Annotated in this window: 12 protein-coding genes; 9 read left to right on the forward strand and 3 right to left on the reverse strand. The window is 41.5% G+C overall.

Annotation, left to right across the window (positions count from 1 at the left end; translation table 11 throughout):
- Nucleotides 1–611: 611 nt before the first annotated feature.
- From prsK to IYN85_RS13920, 3 genes are read left to right on the forward strand one after another with little or no spacing between them, the layout of a single operon-like run.
- Nucleotides 612–2,627 (forward strand): XrtA/PEP-CTERM system histidine kinase PrsK, encoded by a 2,016-nt coding sequence (prsK, locus tag IYN85_RS13910; RefSeq protein ID WP_196159509.1) that lies wholly within the window; start codon nt 612–614, stop codon nt 2,625–2,627.
- Between the two features lie 14 nt (nt 2,628–2,641).
- The gene (prsR, locus tag IYN85_RS13915; RefSeq protein ID WP_196159510.1) at nt 2,642–4,009 is read left to right on the forward strand and encodes a PEP-CTERM-box response regulator transcription factor; all 1,368 of its coding nucleotides are present in this window, start codon (nt 2,642–2,644) and stop codon (nt 4,007–4,009) included.
- A 10-nt stretch (nt 4,010–4,019) separates the two neighbouring features.
- On the forward strand, nt 4,020–6,620 hold the full coding sequence (locus IYN85_RS13920) for a tetratricopeptide repeat protein (protein ID WP_196159511.1): 2,601 nt from the start codon (nt 4,020–4,022) through the stop codon (nt 6,618–6,620).
- A 249-nt stretch (nt 6,621–6,869) separates the two neighbouring features.
- Here IYN85_RS13920 and IYN85_RS13925 read toward each other — a convergent pair whose 3' ends face one another.
- Nucleotides 6,870–8,024, reverse strand: coding sequence for a DegT/DnrJ/EryC1/StrS family aminotransferase (locus tag IYN85_RS13925; protein ID WP_196159512.1), 1,155 nt, complete (start codon nt 8,022–8,024; stop codon nt 6,870–6,872).
- Nucleotides 8,003–9,151 (reverse strand): glycosyltransferase family 2 protein, encoded by a 1,149-nt coding sequence (locus IYN85_RS13930; protein WP_196159513.1) that lies wholly within the window; start codon nt 9,149–9,151, stop codon nt 8,003–8,005. Before IYN85_RS13930 ends, IYN85_RS13925 begins: the two co-directional genes overlap by 22 nt.
- Before the next feature lie 107 nt (nt 9,152–9,258).
- On the opposite strand from IYN85_RS13930, the gene IYN85_RS13935 reads away from it, so the two are divergent.
- The 5 genes from IYN85_RS13935 (at nt 9,259) to IYN85_RS13955 (ending at nt 15,280) form a co-directional block, all read left to right on the forward strand.
- The gene (locus IYN85_RS13935) at nt 9,259–10,335 is read left to right on the forward strand and encodes a glycosyltransferase (RefSeq protein WP_196159514.1); all 1,077 of its coding nucleotides are present in this window, start codon (nt 9,259–9,261) and stop codon (nt 10,333–10,335) included.
- Nucleotides 10,336–10,352: 17 nt separating this feature from the next.
- Nucleotides 10,353–11,840: an oligosaccharide flippase family protein gene (locus IYN85_RS13940; protein WP_196159515.1), complete on the forward strand. Its 1,488-nt coding sequence runs from the start codon at nt 10,353–10,355 to the stop codon at nt 11,838–11,840.
- Nucleotides 11,837–13,003, forward strand: a complete 1,167-nt coding sequence (locus IYN85_RS13945; RefSeq protein ID WP_196159516.1) for a glycosyltransferase family 4 protein — start codon at nt 11,837–11,839, stop codon at nt 13,001–13,003. The genes IYN85_RS13940 and IYN85_RS13945 overlap by 4 nt, the downstream gene beginning before the upstream one ends.
- A complete protein-coding gene (locus IYN85_RS13950) occupies nt 12,987–14,300 on the forward strand; it encodes an O-antigen ligase (protein ID WP_196159517.1) in 1,314 nt (437 codons plus the stop codon). The genes IYN85_RS13945 and IYN85_RS13950 overlap by 17 nt, the downstream gene beginning before the upstream one ends.
- Before the next feature lie 146 nt (nt 14,301–14,446).
- Nucleotides 14,447–15,280 (forward strand): hypothetical protein, encoded by an 834-nt coding sequence (locus IYN85_RS13955; RefSeq protein WP_196159518.1) that lies wholly within the window; start codon nt 14,447–14,449, stop codon nt 15,278–15,280.
- 57 nt (nt 15,281–15,337) lie between these two features.
- On the opposite strand, the gene IYN85_RS13960 is transcribed toward IYN85_RS13955, so the two are convergent.
- On the reverse strand, nt 15,338–16,594 hold the full coding sequence (locus IYN85_RS13960; RefSeq protein ID WP_196159519.1) for a glycosyltransferase family 4 protein: 1,257 nt from the start codon (nt 16,592–16,594) through the stop codon (nt 15,338–15,340).
- A 350-nt stretch (nt 16,595–16,944) separates the two neighbouring features.
- Between IYN85_RS13960 and asnB the strand changes: the two genes are divergently transcribed.
- The gene (asnB, locus tag IYN85_RS13965; RefSeq protein WP_196159520.1) at nt 16,945–18,870 is read left to right on the forward strand and encodes an asparagine synthase (glutamine-hydrolyzing); all 1,926 of its coding nucleotides are present in this window, start codon (nt 16,945–16,947) and stop codon (nt 18,868–18,870) included.
- The last annotated feature ends 165 nt before the right edge of the window (nt 18,871–19,035 follow it).

A 19,035-nucleotide genomic window follows, 5' to 3' on the forward strand; every position in this document is an offset into this window, starting at 1 on the left:
TGCCAGATATGGATGAAATATGTTATCAACGTCACATTTCTTCCTATTAGAACTCAGTTCAGAGTGAATTTGGGCTACACTGACTTTCCTGAGAATAGTTGTCATCATGTTGTTGTTACTCATTATGCAAAGATCCATAATAATTGCCTGGCTCTCTATATTCATACTCTCCAGCTGCGACCTGCAATTGTTTCAGTCTGATTTATTTGGCTCGGTTACTATATATTGGGAAAAGCCTCTTTTAAGAGCGAACGGTGAACCACTAAATTACTCTGACATTGGCGGCTATGAGGTTAGATACAAAAGCAAGGACGATGCTAACTATCAGTATATAAGAGTAACAGACAGCAGCGTGACACAGTTTTCTATTCAGAATGTCAATTTAGCAAAGACAACGTTTGAAGTTGCGGCGTTTGATACCGAAGGGATCTACAGCAATTTCGTTAGAGCCTCTTCTCCTTAAAAGCCCCAGAACGACAAATTACACTGTAAAAAAAATCGTCACCATCTCCATATTTTGTTAAAATCCTTGATCCGAGAAGAGTATACTCTTAAACCGCGATCACATGGATTTGAATGACTGAAATACTGGTCATAGTGAGTACTTAGAGATGGACTATATATCAGTAGCCCTAACTGCCAATTTTACAGCAGTTGCCGCCACGACGTTGTTGTTGGCTATCATAGCTTTTCAGGCATTTGCAGAAACTTGGAAAAGATATCTCGCAATTGGTATTCTTGGCCAACTAATATGGTCTAGCTCACTTCTAACGAGCTATATTACCGACATTAACCCTCTTGTATTAATACATTCTGAACTGTTAAGGGCAACATTATGGTTATTTGCCTTAAACGGTATTCTGTCTATTAGACTTACAATTTCACAGTGGCCATTCAAGACAAAACTAATTGCCCTGTCTTCAGTAGGAATCTGTGTTTCTGGATATGCTCTCGCACTTAATCAGAAAACACCAGTCGATGCACTCCAATACACTCTATTAGTATTAACTATGCTGTGCTTAGTAACCACAGAGCAGGTCATCAGAAACCTTAACTCACATAGAATGATAAAGTTATTAGGTCTTAGTTTAACTTTTTTATTTTCGTATGATCTTTTTATGCGAGGTGCGTCCATTGTACTGGATACCACTGCTGCGCCAATCCTTCAAGGAAGATCTGCCCTCGCTTTCGTTTTCGCATCTTTGCTATCTCTGGGAAACTTGATTTTCAACGAATCTAAGAACCACCAAAATATTTTCTCGGTATCCCGGCCCGCAGCATTTTATTCCTCAACTATTCTGGCCTCTACCATATTTATACTGAGTGTCATATTTGCCAATATTTTCTGGAGCAATAAAAGCTACTTAAGCACATATCTTTTCTCACTCACCTTAATCTTTGCACTATTACTGACGGTTTCGCTAATAATTTCGAATACTTTTCGGCAAAACTTTGAAGTTTTTTTGAGCAAACACTTTTTCTCACTGAAGTATGACTACAGACTTGAATGGCTAAATGCGATTCGCTTTTTATCTGAATTGAATTCAGAGAAACCAAACTATTACGAGCAAGTTCTCGACATTTTAAAAAGTGCACTCAGAAGCCATGCAGGGAGCTTATGGATAAATAGCGATTCGCTAATAAAGAAAGTATCTGGTGAACTTGTAATAGAAAATCAACCAAATTTCATCGAAGTCGATGAACCCTTCGTTAAAGCAATGCTTAAAGAGTCTTGGATATTTGTACCTAACAGCCTAGATAAAAGTCTAAACAAAAACAACGTCCTACTCCCCGATTGGATTAAAAATAGCACAGAAATATGGGTGGTCGCCCCTTTGATCATTCAAATGAAAATTGTAGGTATTGTACTTCTTTCCAAGCCCAGATTTGATACCACTGTTACTTTCGAAGACAGGGACTTAATGACGAACATAAGCACCCAAGTGGCGAGCCACTTACTTCTGCACCAACAAGAGAAAGTTATCAGTGATTCGAGACAGATGGAAACTTACAATCGTCTATCTGCATTCATCATGCATGACATCAACAATGTTATTGCCCAGCTCGCGTTAATAGGTAAGAACGCCGAGAAGCATAAAGACAACCCCGCGTTTGTAACAGACATGATAAAAACCGTACACAACGCGACGACTAGAATGCAAGGTCTGATTCAGAAGTTCAACCCATCCTCGAAAGAAAAGCGCACTTCATTTTCTGCTAGCGATATCGCAGCAGAACTTGTGCAAGAAGTTTCTATATATTCACCAACGCCGCAAGTAACCATCAATGATGATTTTATCATTCATGCTGATCGAAAAAGGTTACTACTCGCCCTCAAAAACCTCGTCAGAAATGCACAAGAGGTTTCACCTGACAATGGTAGCGTTCGTATAATCATCAGACTTGAAAACAATGCAAAGATCATTGTTATAGAAGACGAAGGTAACGGAATGACGCAGCAATTCATCAACGAACAACTATTCCGCCCCTTTGTTACCACCAAACAAGAGAATGGCGTGGGTATTGGGGCCTACTTAACAAAGTCCTATCTGGAAGATATTGGGGCATCATTAAGAGTATCCAGTACGTTGAAGAAAGGCAGTCAATTTGAAATAGCATTTAGCTAACGGAGAAAAGCCACATGGATGCATTAGAACGAACCATACTAATTGTCGAAGACGATGAAGGTTTACAAAGCCAGTTAAAATGGCACTTTGATGACTTCGAGACAACGATAGTTACTGCATCAAACGTTCAAGAAGCAACAACTGCCGTACGTCATTATCGCCCTGCTATCGTAATTCAAGACCTTGGTCTGCCTCCAGACCCAGAAGGAGTAGAAGAAGGGTTTAAATGTATCAAGGAAATCCTAAAAATTTCACCGTCGGCAAAAATAATTGTACTTACAGGTAAGAATGAACATAGGAATGCCTTGCGATCGATACAACACGGTGCATTTGACTTCTATTTCAAACCGGTTGAAACAGAAACCCTAGATCATGTTGTAGAAAGGGCATTTAAAATTGCGCAACTTGAATTCGAAAACAACGCCTTGAGTGAAAACTTAGAAGTTATACCAGGCATTGTTACAGCCAACGTAAAAATGAAAAATATTTGTAGGGTCGTCGAAAAAGTCGCACAAACTAGGGTGACAGCGACATTGATCGGTGAAAGCGGGACAGGTAAAGAAGTATTAGCACGTGCGATCCATAAATTTGGTTCAAAGAGTGACGAACCGTTTGTCGCAATCAACTGTGCTGCAGTTCCTGAAAACTTAATCGAATCCGAGTTATTTGGTTACGAAAAAGGATCATTTACTGGTGCGGTTGCAAGTAATATTGGAAAGATAGAGCAAGCTAATGGCGGCACTTTATTTCTAGATGAAATTGGTGATATGCCCTTACCTCTCCAAGCCAAATTATTGCGATTTTTACAGGAACGGGTATTTGAACGAATAGGGGGAAGAAAAGAGATCCACGTAGACCTAAGGGTTGTTTGCGCTACAAACAAAGACTTAGAGATAATGGTGAAAGAGGGTACATTCAGGGAGGACCTGTTTTACAGGATTACTGAGATTGTAATCGATATACCTGCTCTCAGAGATCGAGGAAACGATTCCATTCTGATTGCAAACCATCTTCTTAACAAACTCTCCACGAGTATCGTAGGAAGAGCTATGATTCTGTCCGAAGAGGCTTCTATCGCCATTGAAAAATATCATTGGCCAGGAAATATACGCGAAGTAGAAAATAGAATCAAACGAGCAATTATCCTATCTGAGAACAATGTGATTCATGCATCGGATCTGAATATAAAGGATTCACCAAATACACCTTCATCTATCAACCTGAAAGAAGCACGAAAGAACGCAGAAGTAGAAGCGATACATTCAGCACTAGAAATCAGCAAGCAAAACATATCTGCCGCGGCGAAGTTACTTGGCATTACCCGACCAACACTCTACGACATGATGCGAAAATATAATTTACCGTCAGAAACTGATAAGTGAGTCACAACAAATGAATACAAATCTTTTAAAGCTGCTCCCGTTTTATTTCGTTGCATTAATCTCACTTGGCTGCTCAGATAATTCTAAAAAAGAAGATGCCAGTGCTTTTTTAGAACGCAGTATTGCCTATGAAAGACAAGGTCAGTTTCGCGCCGCACTCATTGAATCTCGAAATGCCATACAATCAGACCCAAGCGATATTAAATACACACTGCGTTATGCAGACCTTCTGATGATCGTTGGAAATCCTGCCGAGGCCGAAAAACTATTAACCTCACAGGATAAAGACCACAATGAAGCCATCGCCTTGCCTCTAGCTAACGCTCTGCTAATGCAAGGGAAATTTGTATCAGCAAGTAAATACCTGAATATATGGCCTGATTCAAAAAAGACTGACCCAGAATACATAAGACTAGCGTCTCTTCAAACATATATGAGTGGAGATAAAGAAAGTGCGATCAACTTGTTGAGCGAAGCTGTTAGCGCACATGAGAACTCTCGGGCTCTTAAGATTGAATTAGCCAAGCTTCTTATTGAAACTAAAAACTGGAGCAAGGCAACGAAAATTGTTCAACATTTAACTAGCGCTGAAGTCAAAGATCCTGAAACACTGTACTTGGCTGCCAAAGTACACTACGGCCAAAGTCAACTCGATACCGCCGAAGCAGAGCTAACTGAAGCACTTTTTCTTAGTCAAGATACAGATATTCTGCTAAATTCTAAGCTCCAGATACTTGAACTTCTCTCCAGCGTCCTTACCGAATTGGGACGTTTTGAGGAAGCTATCGTCTACAACCAAATAATCCGTAAAGCCAATCCCGATGCATTTCTTGCAAAACAGCAGTTTAAAGATGCTATAGATGCAGCAAGTGAGGGTGATCTATTATCTGCTAAATCCACTTTTGAAGATATCCTCGCACAATTTCCAAACAATCGCCAAGCAGCCCTTATGCTGGGCCTTATCCATCTCGAAGAGGGCAACATTAGCCAGGGTGAATCTTTGCTTACCGAGAATTTAGACCCAGAAACAGCGCCACAAAACATTGTTCAAGCAACTGCACTTGCCCAAGTTGAGCAAGGGAAGCCTGAAGCCGCACTGTCTGTTCTAGAAAAAGCGTTAATGGTGAGACCTGATGATATCGAATTATTGTCTCTTTATGGCACTATCTCACTGGGTAACGATGAGACAGATCAGGGAGTCAGAGCTGTAAGCAAAGCTCTACAGCTCGACCCCTCAAGAACTAGATTAAGGCTTCTACTTGGTCAGTATTACACTAATGTAGGTGCAAACGATCTTGCCTTAGGACACCTACGATCCGCATTTAACGAAAATCCGGAAGACTGGCCAACAACAACTTACTATTTAACAACGCTAATTCAATTGAATGAAGAAGCAGAGGCCCTAAAGGTAAGGGAGCAAATCTCAAATCGTTTTCAAGCTATCCCAGCCGCACGCTGGGCGCTAGCAGTGGCCGACTATCAGCTTGGAAGAATTGAATCAGCACTCTCTTTGCTTTCAGAGCTACATACCGAAGCCCCAGAAAATCTAAACACTATCAAAGCCATTGCAAGAATATATGAGAAGAAGGCAAACAGCGATCTCGCCGCCGATATGTGGCTAAAAGCATTGGCTCTAGAGCCATTAAGTCAGCAACCGATTGCTGAAATAATAAGATTAAAACGTGACTCTTTAAGTTCAGCGCAATTAATCGAGTGGTTAAATGAACAAGCTCGTATCACGCCAGAAGCAGCACTACCGCTTCATGCCGCTTCCGTCGAATTGCTTGTAAAACTTAAGCGTTTGGAGGAGGCGACACAGCTAGCTTCAGCTTATACTGGCCAAAGTAATCGCATTTCTAAATTAATTGAAGCCAATGTACTAAGTGGAAGCGCCTTAAGTTTGGCAGAGCAAAATTCTTTTAAAGAAGCACTTGAACAAGCGAAAAAAGCCTATAGTCTCGTACCTGATTCAGTTCCGCTAGCAATTTTGACAGCCCGCCTCCATTCGAGAAATGGCAATAGCGACGAAGCAATACGAATACTGGACAGTAAATTAATCTCTCAGAGCCGCGACATTAGGTTGATTAAAGCCAAAGCGGAAATTTTAACAGCAGACGAACGTGGTCGAGTTGCATATAGCTTTTTAAGTGACTACTGGCTTGATAGGCCATCCCCTGCAATAGCGCAACTCTACTATAATTTGGAAAAGAAGTACGCACCTGAGCGTTTACGCCAATCGATATTAGACCTATTGAAATTACACCCGGACAATACTCTTAGTTTGATCACACTTGCGGGCATCGAACTGGAAGAAAGCAACATTGATGCTTCAGTTGAGCTCTACAAAAAGGCATTAGTGAATGATCAAAAAAACGTTACTGTTCTTAATAATTTAGCTTGGCTTCTAAGAGAAAGTGAACAAGAGAGCGCCCTCCAGTATGCGAAAACAGCTGCAGACATCGCTCCTGATTCCGCTTCCGTACTCGATACCTATGGTTGGGTGCTTCACCTAAGTGGCAATACTGAGGAAGCAATTAAGATATTAGACAAAGCCATTCAGTTAGACCCAGGCAATACAGAAATTATTCAACACAGACGCTCGATCAACTAAACTTTGTTCTGCCAAATAAATAACGCAGCACTACACAACTCATGAGAGAAGTACTGCTGCGATATTCATCAATATAGAATGGCTGAATTACAGTAACTGTATTTTTATTAGAGCAAAAAGCAGAATCGTGATATGCAATACAATTACCTCTATTTACTTATGGACCCTTACCGGAGAACGTAACATTAGACAAGAATGGCTTTGCCAAAGAAGTGCACCTCGAACGAATAACAACCTCAACACAAAGCATCAGGTTGTTTCTCTTTCAAAGTTACGCGTCACGATTTCAACTAATCGCAATGCATCAGTAGGGGATATACGGGAGTGAGTAGGTAATGTTAATAACCGAGCAGAAAATGACTCTGCGTTATTATACTCTCCTGTGTCGATTTCCAGTTGTGCTATGCCGTCTATATATGGAAGTGATCTTCCATACATAATACTAGCTCCTAAACCATAATACGTAGCTTCCCGATAGGCATTATCCCTTTGATCTTTATTTTTAAATAAAAAGGGGTAGCGCAACAACCGACCACGTCGACACTTTGAAACAGAGAGTTCGTTTATTTCTGTTAGCCTTTCAATATAGATTTCTTCAGACGCGCTTTTTCTTTGCCTATATTGTTCGACATTAGCGACTACACGCCGCTTACGATTGCTGGAGAGGCCTGAGATCTGACGCAGCTCGTGAAATTTTGTTTGACCTAAATTCAGAAAAGGCAAAAGTTCAACCCAACGATATATCAGGGGCATTGTGAGAAAATCTATTAAGAGAACTTTCGCTATCCATAATGAATCATCCGATGCATTACAGACAGCATTGCTAGAACTACTAATAGCGCCGTTTTTCACACAAACCAAACCTCCACCTAGCAAACTTAACGCTTTTCCACGTCCAAAAGAAAACGTTGCATAGTCACCAGACAAAGTCTCCTGCTCCTCAGTCTCCGGAAACCATTGCGCATTATCTTCTATCACTTTGATATCGGAACTACCAATAATTGAGCGAATTTCCGAAAAACGCTCTTTAATACCAAGGAAATTCACCGCGATAACCGCTCGTGTATTTTCAGTCAGTGCCGCAGAAAACCCTTCTAAATCATAAGATGGATCATTCTTGGAGATGTCAACAACGACAGGCTTATAGCCAGCATGCAATGCAGCGGCAACCAAATCGGGACAGCAATAAGCTGGAACAATAACCTCTGGCAGTTCTTCTTCGGGTTTATGATGAGCAAACGATATATGTTGAAGAGCAATACTCAAGGCCGATGTGCCAGAATCTAAGAATTCCTTCCCATACCCTTTGAAAAGGCTTTCTGGTGAAGATTTAGACCTTAAAAGAGAAATTCGATTGCCTGTCGGAGCATAGCTTTTTACTTTCATCGTGCTGAAGGTTTCCATGTCGTCATTTTCTGACCACGAATGAATTTCAGGCTTGAATCCATCAGTGCAATATTGACTTGCACGAAGAAGTAAATGAGCTTTATCACTGAAAATTGACGCGCGTTAGTATTTAAGTGGCCCAATATTGCAGCAGTATAAAATGAAACTTGGCCTACAAACGCTAGCTGATATATCAATCCATCAGATAATACCAATGTTGTTACTATCAGTAAGGCCAAAAGGAACCAAGGCACCCCCCATCGCATGACTTTATGACTAAAAACCTGCATTGAAAAGAGTCCGTATTTTCGCACATCCAGAACATCGATGTGACGTGAGAGACCATTCATGCCTCTGAGTACGGTTCGAACCTTCCTTGCGTATTCTTTTGAGGGATCTTTAAGGTCTTCATAATAGCCAAGTACATCAGGAGCCGAAATAGAACGTAACTGAAGAAACGAGCAATTAAGTGCCGTATTGAAATCCGACGGGGAATAAATATCCCAAAGTTCGCAAACCTCCTTGCGCGCTGCGAAAAACGACCCACTTAGTCCTACCAGCCCCCCTAGACGACTTTCTTGGCTGCGTAACCACATCTCATATTTAACATACGCACCTTCCCCAGCAACAGTTCCGTCTTTGCTAATAAACCGATCTTCACTGGAAACTGCACCAACCGTCTTATCAGCAAAATATCGTTCAAGATTAGATAACGCATCAACATCCATGACCGTTGCCACATCAGAAAACACTAATACATCACCGTTCGCTACCTTGATTGCAGACTGTTGTGCATTCTCCTTTCCAAGACGCTCAGTAGCCCTGACTAACTTAATCCCCTGAGCAGCATAAGATGCGACAATCTCATCGGTACCATCATCACTAGAATCAGACGCAATAATTATTTCTAATCGAGACGAGTCGAACTGAAGGGACATCAAATTTTTGATTTTATCCTCTATTCGGTCTTTTTCGTTAAAAACAGTCACTATAAGTGACAATGTCAACTCTGAACTATCACTGGCTGAAACCGGTTTTATAGGGGGGCGGTTCAATATACGATTCAAAACGATAAGGACCACCGGATAAAGAAAGTAACTGTATAGAGATGCAACCAACAGCACCCAGAATAGCCACGTTAACATTGTTCAACTCCTTTTGGTGCCCGCAGCTGCGAGCAGAATAGACTATTAATCCACGTTAGTTTTAAGGCATAATAACGGCATTATACTGAAACACGGATGTTGTTTACATGGCTAATTCTCCCCGCAGAGAAAGACTTAAGGTCATGCATGTCATTTCTGGTGACCTATGGGCCGGAGCAGAAGTACAGGCCTATTACACACTAAAGAATTTGCTCACCCATAGCGACGTTACCGCGGTATTACTGAACCACGGAGAGCTTGCTGACAGGCTAATGAATTGCGGCGTGACGGTTATTATATTAGATGAGCAAAAGCTTTCATCATTGACCATATTCCTTCGCTTGGCGAAGCTGATTCGGAACGATCGCCCCAACGTCATTCATACTCACAGACTAAAAGAAAACATCTTGGCATCTCTGGCAAATGCCTTTACAACTCGAACTAAGTGCGTTCGTACGGTTCATGGAGATTCAGAACACAAAGAGAACCTGAAGAGTAAAATTATCAACCTGATCGACAATTGGGTCGGAAACAACTTACAGAGCAAGATTATCGTTGTTTCTAGTCAATTAAAGGAAGTGTTACTTCACAAATTCAGATCAGACCGACTTTTCGTTCTGCGAAATGCTATTGACCTGAAAGAACTAAGGCAAAAAGCTCAAGAAGGCGCTGGACTAACATTAAATCCCCAAAAGACCCATGTGGGACTGGTAGGTCGGCTTGTCAGCGTTAAGCGAGCAGATATATTCATCAATATCGCCAAATTGATCCAAAACAAAGAGCCTGATCAATACCAGTTCCATATCATTGGTGATGGCCCACTGAGAGAAGCTTTGAATGAACAGGTCAAGTGTCTTAATCTGGAGAATATGGTCATCTTCCATGGCTTTAGAACCGACTCACCCAGCTGCATTGCCGCGCTTGATGCCGTTATTATGTGCAGCGATCACGAAGGGTTGCCTATGGTTGCATTGGAAGCCCTTTGTCTGGAAAAGCTACTAATTTCACATCAAGTGGGAGGTTTGGTTGAGCTCAACCACCCAAATCATATACTTATTCCAAATAACAAACCTGAAAGCTATGTTGATGCATTACTCAGTACGAAAACGACAATAACCGAGCAAACTCGAGAGTTTGACATTAACACCTATATTGAAAACCTACTGAATCGCGTCTATCAGTAAGACTCAGGAAAAACCTTATGCCTACTGCCGTTAAATCCAGCTCGATTTATGCAGCTTCGGAACTTATCCGGTCTGCAGCTAGCCTTGTGATGCTACCAATATACACCAGATTTCTCGCTCCTTCTGACTACGGGATTATTGAGCTCTTAACCATGGTCCTTGACTTATTTGCTGTCATTGCGGGATTGAGACTGGGGCCTGCCATAATTAGACTAATCCATTCCGAGCTAGACAAATCGGAAGTCGTTACCGCTTCAGTGACAATTGCAATTCTAGTAAGCATTACAGGTGTCATACTAATCACATCAACATCCAACCTGTTGTCAATGGCACTATTTGATAGTACAGAAAACGCATATTTGCTTAAAGTTTTCTCAATCAGTCTGTTTGCAATGCTCATTAGTGAGGTATTCATGGCCGTGGTACGTGGCGAGGAACGTCCGCGTACCTATCTGGTATTTTCTGTTTTCAAACTGTCATTGCAAATAGCACTCAACGTTTACTTCATCGTTTTCCTCGAGTTAAAAGCTACCGGTTTTGTTTACTCAAGTGTAATAACTGGTTTGTTCCTAGTAGCAGTGCAACTCATCTATTTTGCAAAAAACTATCGCATAAGAACCTCGAAAGCAGCAATCAAAGCCATTCTACTGTTTAGCACACCACTAGCACTTGGTGCCGGAGCAGAATTCATTACTACATACATGGACAGATTCCTGCTCACTAAATTCCATGATTTAACTGACGTTGGGATTTATTCGCTGGCTTACAAATTTGGCTTTATACTAGTCATGATTTCCTGGTATCCAGTATCCATGGCATGGGAACCCATTGCATACCGAGCAGTGAATAATCTACCTCACAAAAAATATTTTCATGATAACTACTATTTAATCTTTACCTTTGTTCTTCTCGGGACTTTAGGAGTCGGACTATTCTCTTCTTATGTCATTCATATTATGGCTGCAATCGAATATCACGATGCAAAAAGTATGGCTTACTTGATTTGCATTGCCTATCTAGCACAAAGCATTGGTGACTACGTGAAGCTCGGCTTCATGCATGCAAAAAAAACTATTCATATGCTGTATGCGAACATATTCACTGCAACTCTTGCCGTACTGCTATACCTACTTCTGATTCCAAAGTTTGGCGCATATGGGGCTGCGGTAGGCACGATAGTATCCTTGTCCTCGAGAACTATCTGGCTATATTTTTCCGGCAAAAAATATCATGACCTAAACATTAATTTCACTGGTTTCATGTGGCAGTGCATGCTAATGCTGGCTGTCTTTTTTGTCGCTCAGAATTACCTAACACAATCAAATGCTTTCAACTTTGTGACCAGCATCATCATTTATATAGCCGCTTCCTGCGGTTTGATATTTATCGGATACAAGCAGCTATCTACAAACGGTCAGAAAGATCTCATTAAATATGTTGATTTAGCAATGGCTTTTCCTTTGTTGCGAAGGCTTCGCTCATCCATAACCAGGAATGCAAAATGAAAGCACTTATCGTAGATAAAGCGATATCATTTGGTGGGTCTCTCGAGGTAGCAAATCGTCTAGCCAGAATTCTTGCATTGAAAGGCATTAAGGTCGAGTTAATGACCGACTGTCGAGGGAAAGACCGAACACAAATTGCAAATGACTTTTCAAGGATCAGCTACTTTAATTTCCCTATTACATTTTTGCGAGAGAGCGCCATCCAACTAAGGGTTTCGAAACTCACCAAAGGGAAATTCAAAGTCATTCTCTATCTTGTGGGCATACTAATCATATTAATTAACTCTTTAGCATTCGCCAAATTGCTATGGAGAATTGCAGTTTCAGGCGCTGACATAGTTCATACAAATAACTCCGTTTCTGCCGCGCTGCTAGGCAGAATAATGAGGAAGAAAGTAATCTGGCATGCTCATGGTCCGGTTGAGCAATCGTTTACCTTTAGATTTGCAATGATGAACTGCCATCGCGTCATATCCATTTCCAGATTTGTAACCAGCAACCTCATTCAGCATGGAATTGACCAAAGAAAGATTGTCCAAATCTCAAATCCTCTTGCGGGACATTCCGAAACCAGAATAAAAGGCGAGGTTAAGGACATCGATATTTTTAGCATAGGACGGCTGGTCTCTTGGAAAGGACAATTAGAACTTCTTGCGGCAATTAGACATCTGAAAGAACGAAACAAGAACTACAAAGTCATTATAGCCGGAGACTCAGACACGCCGGATTCAAGCTATAAAAAATCGCTTCAGGTCTTTGTGCAAGATAACAATATAGGAGAGAACGTGTCATTTGTTGGCCACATTACCGATGCTCCTGCCTATTACCGAAGGAGCAAAGTCTTTGTGCATTCCTCCATTAAGCCAGAGCCATTTGGACTTGTCATTACGGAAGCTGCGCAATACGGTTGCGCCGTCATTTGCTCAGCATTCGGAGCGGGTCCAGAACTAGTAACAGACAAAGTAACCGGGCTTGTTGTAGACCCAACTAAGACTTCTTCGCTTGCAGACGCAATAGAACTATTGGTCGAAAACACCAAATTAAGAGATGCTATGTCAACCTCTCTATCAGATGACATCAATGCAAGGTTTTCTGACGAAACTATTGGTGCGCAGGTTGCCAGTTTATATCAAAGGCTTTTGAAAAATGAAACAACAGTCTAATAATATAGATGAGTCGACTGTACTTACTAATGCGGCCATATTTGATAGCAGTGGCAAACTAGGCATTAAAGACGGCGTCAACCAGTTCTTTAAAACCGAGGCATCATTTATCTTCTTATTACTTTACATATTTATTGAATATGTAAGTCCACAACATGTATATCCGCAAATAAACTTTCTGCCTTGGGCGCAACTTTTCTTCTTAGGTGCATTTGGATTTTTTGTCCTCGAAAAAAAGAAATTTCAGTTACATGGCCCCTTCCCTTTCGTTGTTATTAGTTTCTGCATCTGGTGTTTTCTGTCTTCTATTTTTTCAGCGTTTCCTTCGCGATCATTTGAATATTACAAAATCATTATCAATTGGACATTGTTATACATATTATTCGCCTCAATTGTTACTACCAAAGAGAAGTTCCTCCTCTTTTTTTGCGCCTACCTACTTTTTAACTTTAAAATGTCTCAACATGCTTCCATTTCGTGGGCCCAAAGGGGCTTCTCGTTCGAAAGATGGGGAATTGCCGGCACGCCGGGGTGGTTTGGGAATGCAGCAGACCTAGGTTTAGAAATGATTATCTTCTTACCACTAGGCTTTGCCTTTTTTTTGGCATTCAGGCAGAAACTACCTAAGTTTTTGAAAATTATTACGTTCCTATTTCCCGTCACGGCTCTGATGGCTCTAATTGCCACAGGTCAACGGGGACCTCTTCTTGGGCTCGGCGTGGCCATGTTTTACCTTTGGTACAAATCAAAATCAAAAGTCAAATCAGGGTTAGCAATTGCTCTCGCTGCAATTGTATTTATAAATGTTATGCCAGCCGCCTTTCTTGCTCGCTTCGACAATATAGGGAGCGACGAAACCTCGAACTCTAGACTCAAATATTGGAAAAGAGGAGTTGAAATGTTCGCTGACAACCCAGTTCTTGGTATAGGCTATGAAAACTGGATACCTTATTACCAGAGAGAATATCCGGGTGAGTCACTGAGAGGCCCAATCCAGGAGGTCGCGCACAGTACTCCCGTCACAGTTTTGGCGGAACTAGGCAGTGTTGGCTTCTTTCTTTATTACTTAATGGCCTACCTGATAATCAGTACAGCAAATAAAATAAGAAAGAAAGCTCCGGGCACCGCCAACGCAACCATTGCCTTAGCGTTGAGCTTCGGGACTATTGGATACATGATATCCAGCGCTTTTATCACCGTGGCCTATTACCCATTCCTCTGGGTGCAAGTGTGCATGGTTTCAGCGTTAGCAAACATCAGCGGCGTATATGAAAAACCAAAACGCAAACGCGTTTGATATTATTGACAGCCATGTCAAAAATCCGACCATTTGTTAACACTTGTACAAACTTTGACTCTGTCACAAGACAAAGAAGCCATTCTTTACTTATGCTTCATCCGACGTAAACTGTAAGCATTCCTCAACCGTGTGTGACGCAGAAAATGAAAAAACAACTCGCTATAGCCTTTATTCAAAGCATGCTCTGCATGCCTGTTTACGCATGGACCATTAATGCCGATTTTGACGATGGCAATCTAGGAGCACGTGCAGATCAAGGTAACGATGGATTCCATGGAGATGGAAGTGAAACCTTGTACTCCAATGCTCAGAAATTAAAGGGAAATAGCGCGAGCATCAGCATCGAACAGGGGGAGGAAGGATTTGGCTCTTGGGGAGGCGCATTCAATTTCCCAGAGGCCCTTGGCAAGGGAGATACTCTGTGGTTACAAGTCCACGCATATTACCCGAAAGGATATGATAATTATTCATATTCAGCTGGAGGTAGACTGAAGTTTTTAAGAATTCATACGGTTGATTCCAGCGGGTCGCACTGCTGCTATAACGACATATATTGGGAAGGCTCTGATAGCAGTACGCCCCTAGCATTTATTTTTGAAGGACAAGATGAGTGGAAGCAAATAGGAGGCATGGATGACCACATTAACTTTGATGTTTGGGAAAGCTATCAGATTGTAACAACCTTTGACACTATACCCGTTGATCAAGGGGGGTTAGCTGAAGTTCGGTTTTATAAGAATGACCAATTGATCGGAAAGGTAACAGACTCCAAGACACTAAATGCAGATAACCATACTGCAGATTTCACATTCCTATTTACATATTGGAATGGAGGTTCGCCGAAAACACAGACGATGTGGGTAGATGAAATCACTCTTACTAATGAAACGCCGCCCACTCTTGATAGCGAAGGCAAACCCTATCTAGAATCGCTAATTTCAAAACAACCTGTATTGGAAGAACCTACAAGGCAATAGCCAAATAAAGAGCTCAGCCAGCCGCACGCTGGCTTAAGCTCACAAATCTCGCTGCACTTATGTTGTTTCGGAAATGCTAGCTTTCAGTGCTGATGAAAACTTGGTTGCTACACTACTAAAACTAAACTCTTCCAATGCGTGATCGTAAGCGTTTTGCGCCATTTCCGAAGATTCCGATATTGAACTTTCCATGCGCAGTATTTTTTCCACAAAGTCCTCGGCCTCAATAGCAAATTTAACATGCTTATCCTCTTCCACATTTAAGCCTTCACAAGCAATAGGATGTGCGATCATTGGAATTTTGTATGCAAATGCTTCGATAACTTTCAACTTCGTTCCGCCGCCATCACTTATTGGGCAGATGTAAAGCGATGCATTCTGCATATATGGAACGAGATCATCAACATAGCCGTGTACATCAACGTTTGCATACTCAGAAGCCAACTGTATTAGCTCTTGCGGAGGGTTGGCACCTATCACATCCAGCCGGACACCCGGAAGCTCAGTAGCCACTTTCGGAAAAACAGACCTGATCAAAAACTCGACAGCCTGTACATTCGGGTACCAATCCATCGTTCCTACAAATAGTAAGTGGCCTGGCTTCGGCTTTCTTTTAAAGTCAGCGACCAAATCAAAATCGAACCCATTTGGAACGGTGACAATAGACTTCGAATCTATCAAATGACCCAAGCGCTTGTTGTCCTCATCGGAACAAACAACATGGCTTGAAAAAATTGCTCCGGATGCTTTCTCGAGTTGCTCTAACTTCCTAGACTCTAACTTGTATATAAATCTATAGATAAGTGACTCTGACATTTCCTGCCGTCGATTCATCATATGGGATTCTATATTGTGATGGCCTAAGATTTGCGGTGCATTTGTAGCTGTAGATTTCGGAAAATACTGGTACAAGCCTATACTATCCCAATAAATCGCATCAAAACCATGAGATTCTAGCAAGACATCGATCTTTTCCTTGAATTTCTTCTTAAATAGCCACCTCACTGAATAGGGGTAACTCCCTATAAGACTGCGCAGCGTCTTAGTCACTTTACTCAGTGTAGAATTCGACACCGGCTGGCTCTCAAAATAGACATCAGTACAGTACTTAGACATTTCAGTGTGTGCGGCACGTAATCCTTCTTCATAACTCTCAAAATAGGGTTCAATCAAACTAGACTGACTTAGCGCATACAAACTAATATCAAACTCAGAACTTATTTCCTTTATCAGGTTATAGCTACGAATGAGCAATCCTGCTTTTGGTGGGTATGGCACCATGTGTGATACCCATAATAGTTTTGGCTTTTTCATTTCAATCTTCCCTAATTATTTTAATCTAGACATGGTAATCAAACGATATAACTTTAGATGTCAAAATCGATGAGATGTAGTAAATAGCAAGCTCATTTTACTCCAAAATAGAGCGACAATCATTGCAAATAGTTAAGGCAACTCTGATTAATTCAAACATCTCTGTATTTTCAGATCAGAGGTTGAACGAGGCGTGCGCTAGAGGGAATGACCGGTTATTTTTAAAACACACAAGAACGCTCTGTCTCACCAACACTTTCTATAGATGATTGACAGTTGGCCTATTATCTTAAGGTACTATCGACTAATATATATCTCCAAGCAGAATTCAACAAAGGACTGTAATTGATATGTGCGGCATTTCTGGCCTTTATAACCAGCATTTAAATGCTGCGGAACTGAACGATCGGTGTCGTAGCTCCCTTGCAAAACTCGAGCACCGAGGACCCGATGATTTGGGTGTTTTTGCAAGTCAGTCAAACGATTTATTTTTAGGACATCGCAGGCTTTCCATTCAGGACCTAAGTCCTTTAGGTCACCAGCCGATGACAAGTAAAGATGGACACTACACCATAGTATTCAATGGTGAGATATATAATTTCCTCGAATTGAAAAAGCAGCTTGAATCAATGCATGTTGTTTTTCAGGGTCATTCAGACACTGAGGTCCTTGTCGAGTCGATAGCAAAGCTGGGTTTGGAAACTACCGTTAAAAACTTGATTGGCATGTTTGCATTCGCGGTATATTGTCACCATTCAAGAACTGTGACGTTAGTAAGGGACCCAATTGGTGAAAAACCACTCTACTATCATGTGGACAGCCAAGCATTGGCCTTTTGTTCTGAGCTGGGGGCTTTGAAAGAACTGATCAGAAATGAACTAGAAATAAACCTCAATGCGCTTGGCAGCTACTTCAAATATGGCTATATCAGCGCGCCAGAAACGATCTATAACAATGTATATAAAGTTGAGCCAGGGACGTTTATAACATTTGACATAAAAGGAGGAATGAATTCGCATAAGGAAGTTTTTTGGAGCCTACCTTCTAAACTTAATGATGCCGAAAGTCTATCTTATTCCGAAGCCCAAATTAAACTTCAAAATCTGCTGAATCAGTCGATAGAACAAGAACTGGTTTCTGATGTTCCAGTAGGCTCCTTCTTGTCTGGCGGCATAGATTCGACACTTGTAACGGCACTTGCCCAAAAACAACAAGCGACTCCTATCGATACATTTACTGTTGGCTTTAATGAAAAAGACTTCAATGAGGCGGAGCACGCCAAGGCACTAGCAAAGTCAATAGGGACAAATCACCACGAATTATACATCTCAAGTACTGACATCCGTGATCGTATCCAAGATTCCAGTCAGAAGTTCGACGAGCCTTATTCCAACCCATCTTCTATCGCTCTAGACCTTCTGTGTTGTGATGCAAGAAAATTTGTAACAGTTTGCCTCTCTGGTGATGGCGGCGACGAGCTTTTTGGTGGATACAACCGATATCATCAAGCGGCACGAATTACTTCTATTCGCCAAAGCTATCCAAAATGGTGCACTCAAATGGCTTCCAATGCTGTGAGCGCACTTCCCCTCCAATCAATTGAAAAGGCATACAATGCAATACACAAGCTTAAAGGAAGCAAAGGTGCCGCCAATCTAAGCTTCAAATTCCAAAAAATAGCTGATTTGCTAGCCTTGAAAGAAGATGCCGATGTCTATGATTACTTGGTCAGCTATTGGGGAGAGCCAAGTGAAATCATACGCAGTAAAAGTATCATTACACATCCGCAAAAACAGGCGTTTTCGCATTCCAAATTTGTGCGTACGGCAATGGACTGGGACCAACAGTGGTACTTGCCTGGAGAGATTCTATACAAATCAGATCGCATCAGCATGTCGAACTCACTCGAAGTTAGAGTCCCACTCCTAGATCGACGGATTATAGAGTTCTCACACACACTCCCCGCAAGCTATTTTGGTAATGCCAGCAATCCTAAACGCATATTGAAGGACACACTGTACAAGGTCGTTGCTAAAGAGCTTGTCGATCGGCCGAAAATGGGGTTCAGTGTCCCTATTGGGCAATGGATACGTTCCGACCTCAAAGATTGGGCTTATAGCTTACTGAGTAGTGACAACCTGAATTCACTGCCATTCATAAATCAAACTGCCGTTCAAAAGGCATTAGATGACCACTGCAGTTTCAAAAGAGATAGCTCAAACAAACTTTGGTCAATACTGATGTTTATCCAATGGTATCAAAAAAATAGTACATAAAATCGCCGCATACACGCAGCGGAATAACGATATAGTACTGGGTACTCATAAGACCGATATAGTAAAACGCAGTTTCGCATAGTAAGTGCAATTGGTCATTGCAGAGCCAGCTCATAGAGTTGCGGTTCTGCCGACCAAGAGATAAAGCACTTTGAGATTCCACCA

It is taken from the genome of Reinekea sp. G2M2-21 (assembly GCF_015687175.1).
Lineage (GTDB): Bacteria > Pseudomonadota > Gammaproteobacteria > Pseudomonadales > Natronospirillaceae > Reinekea.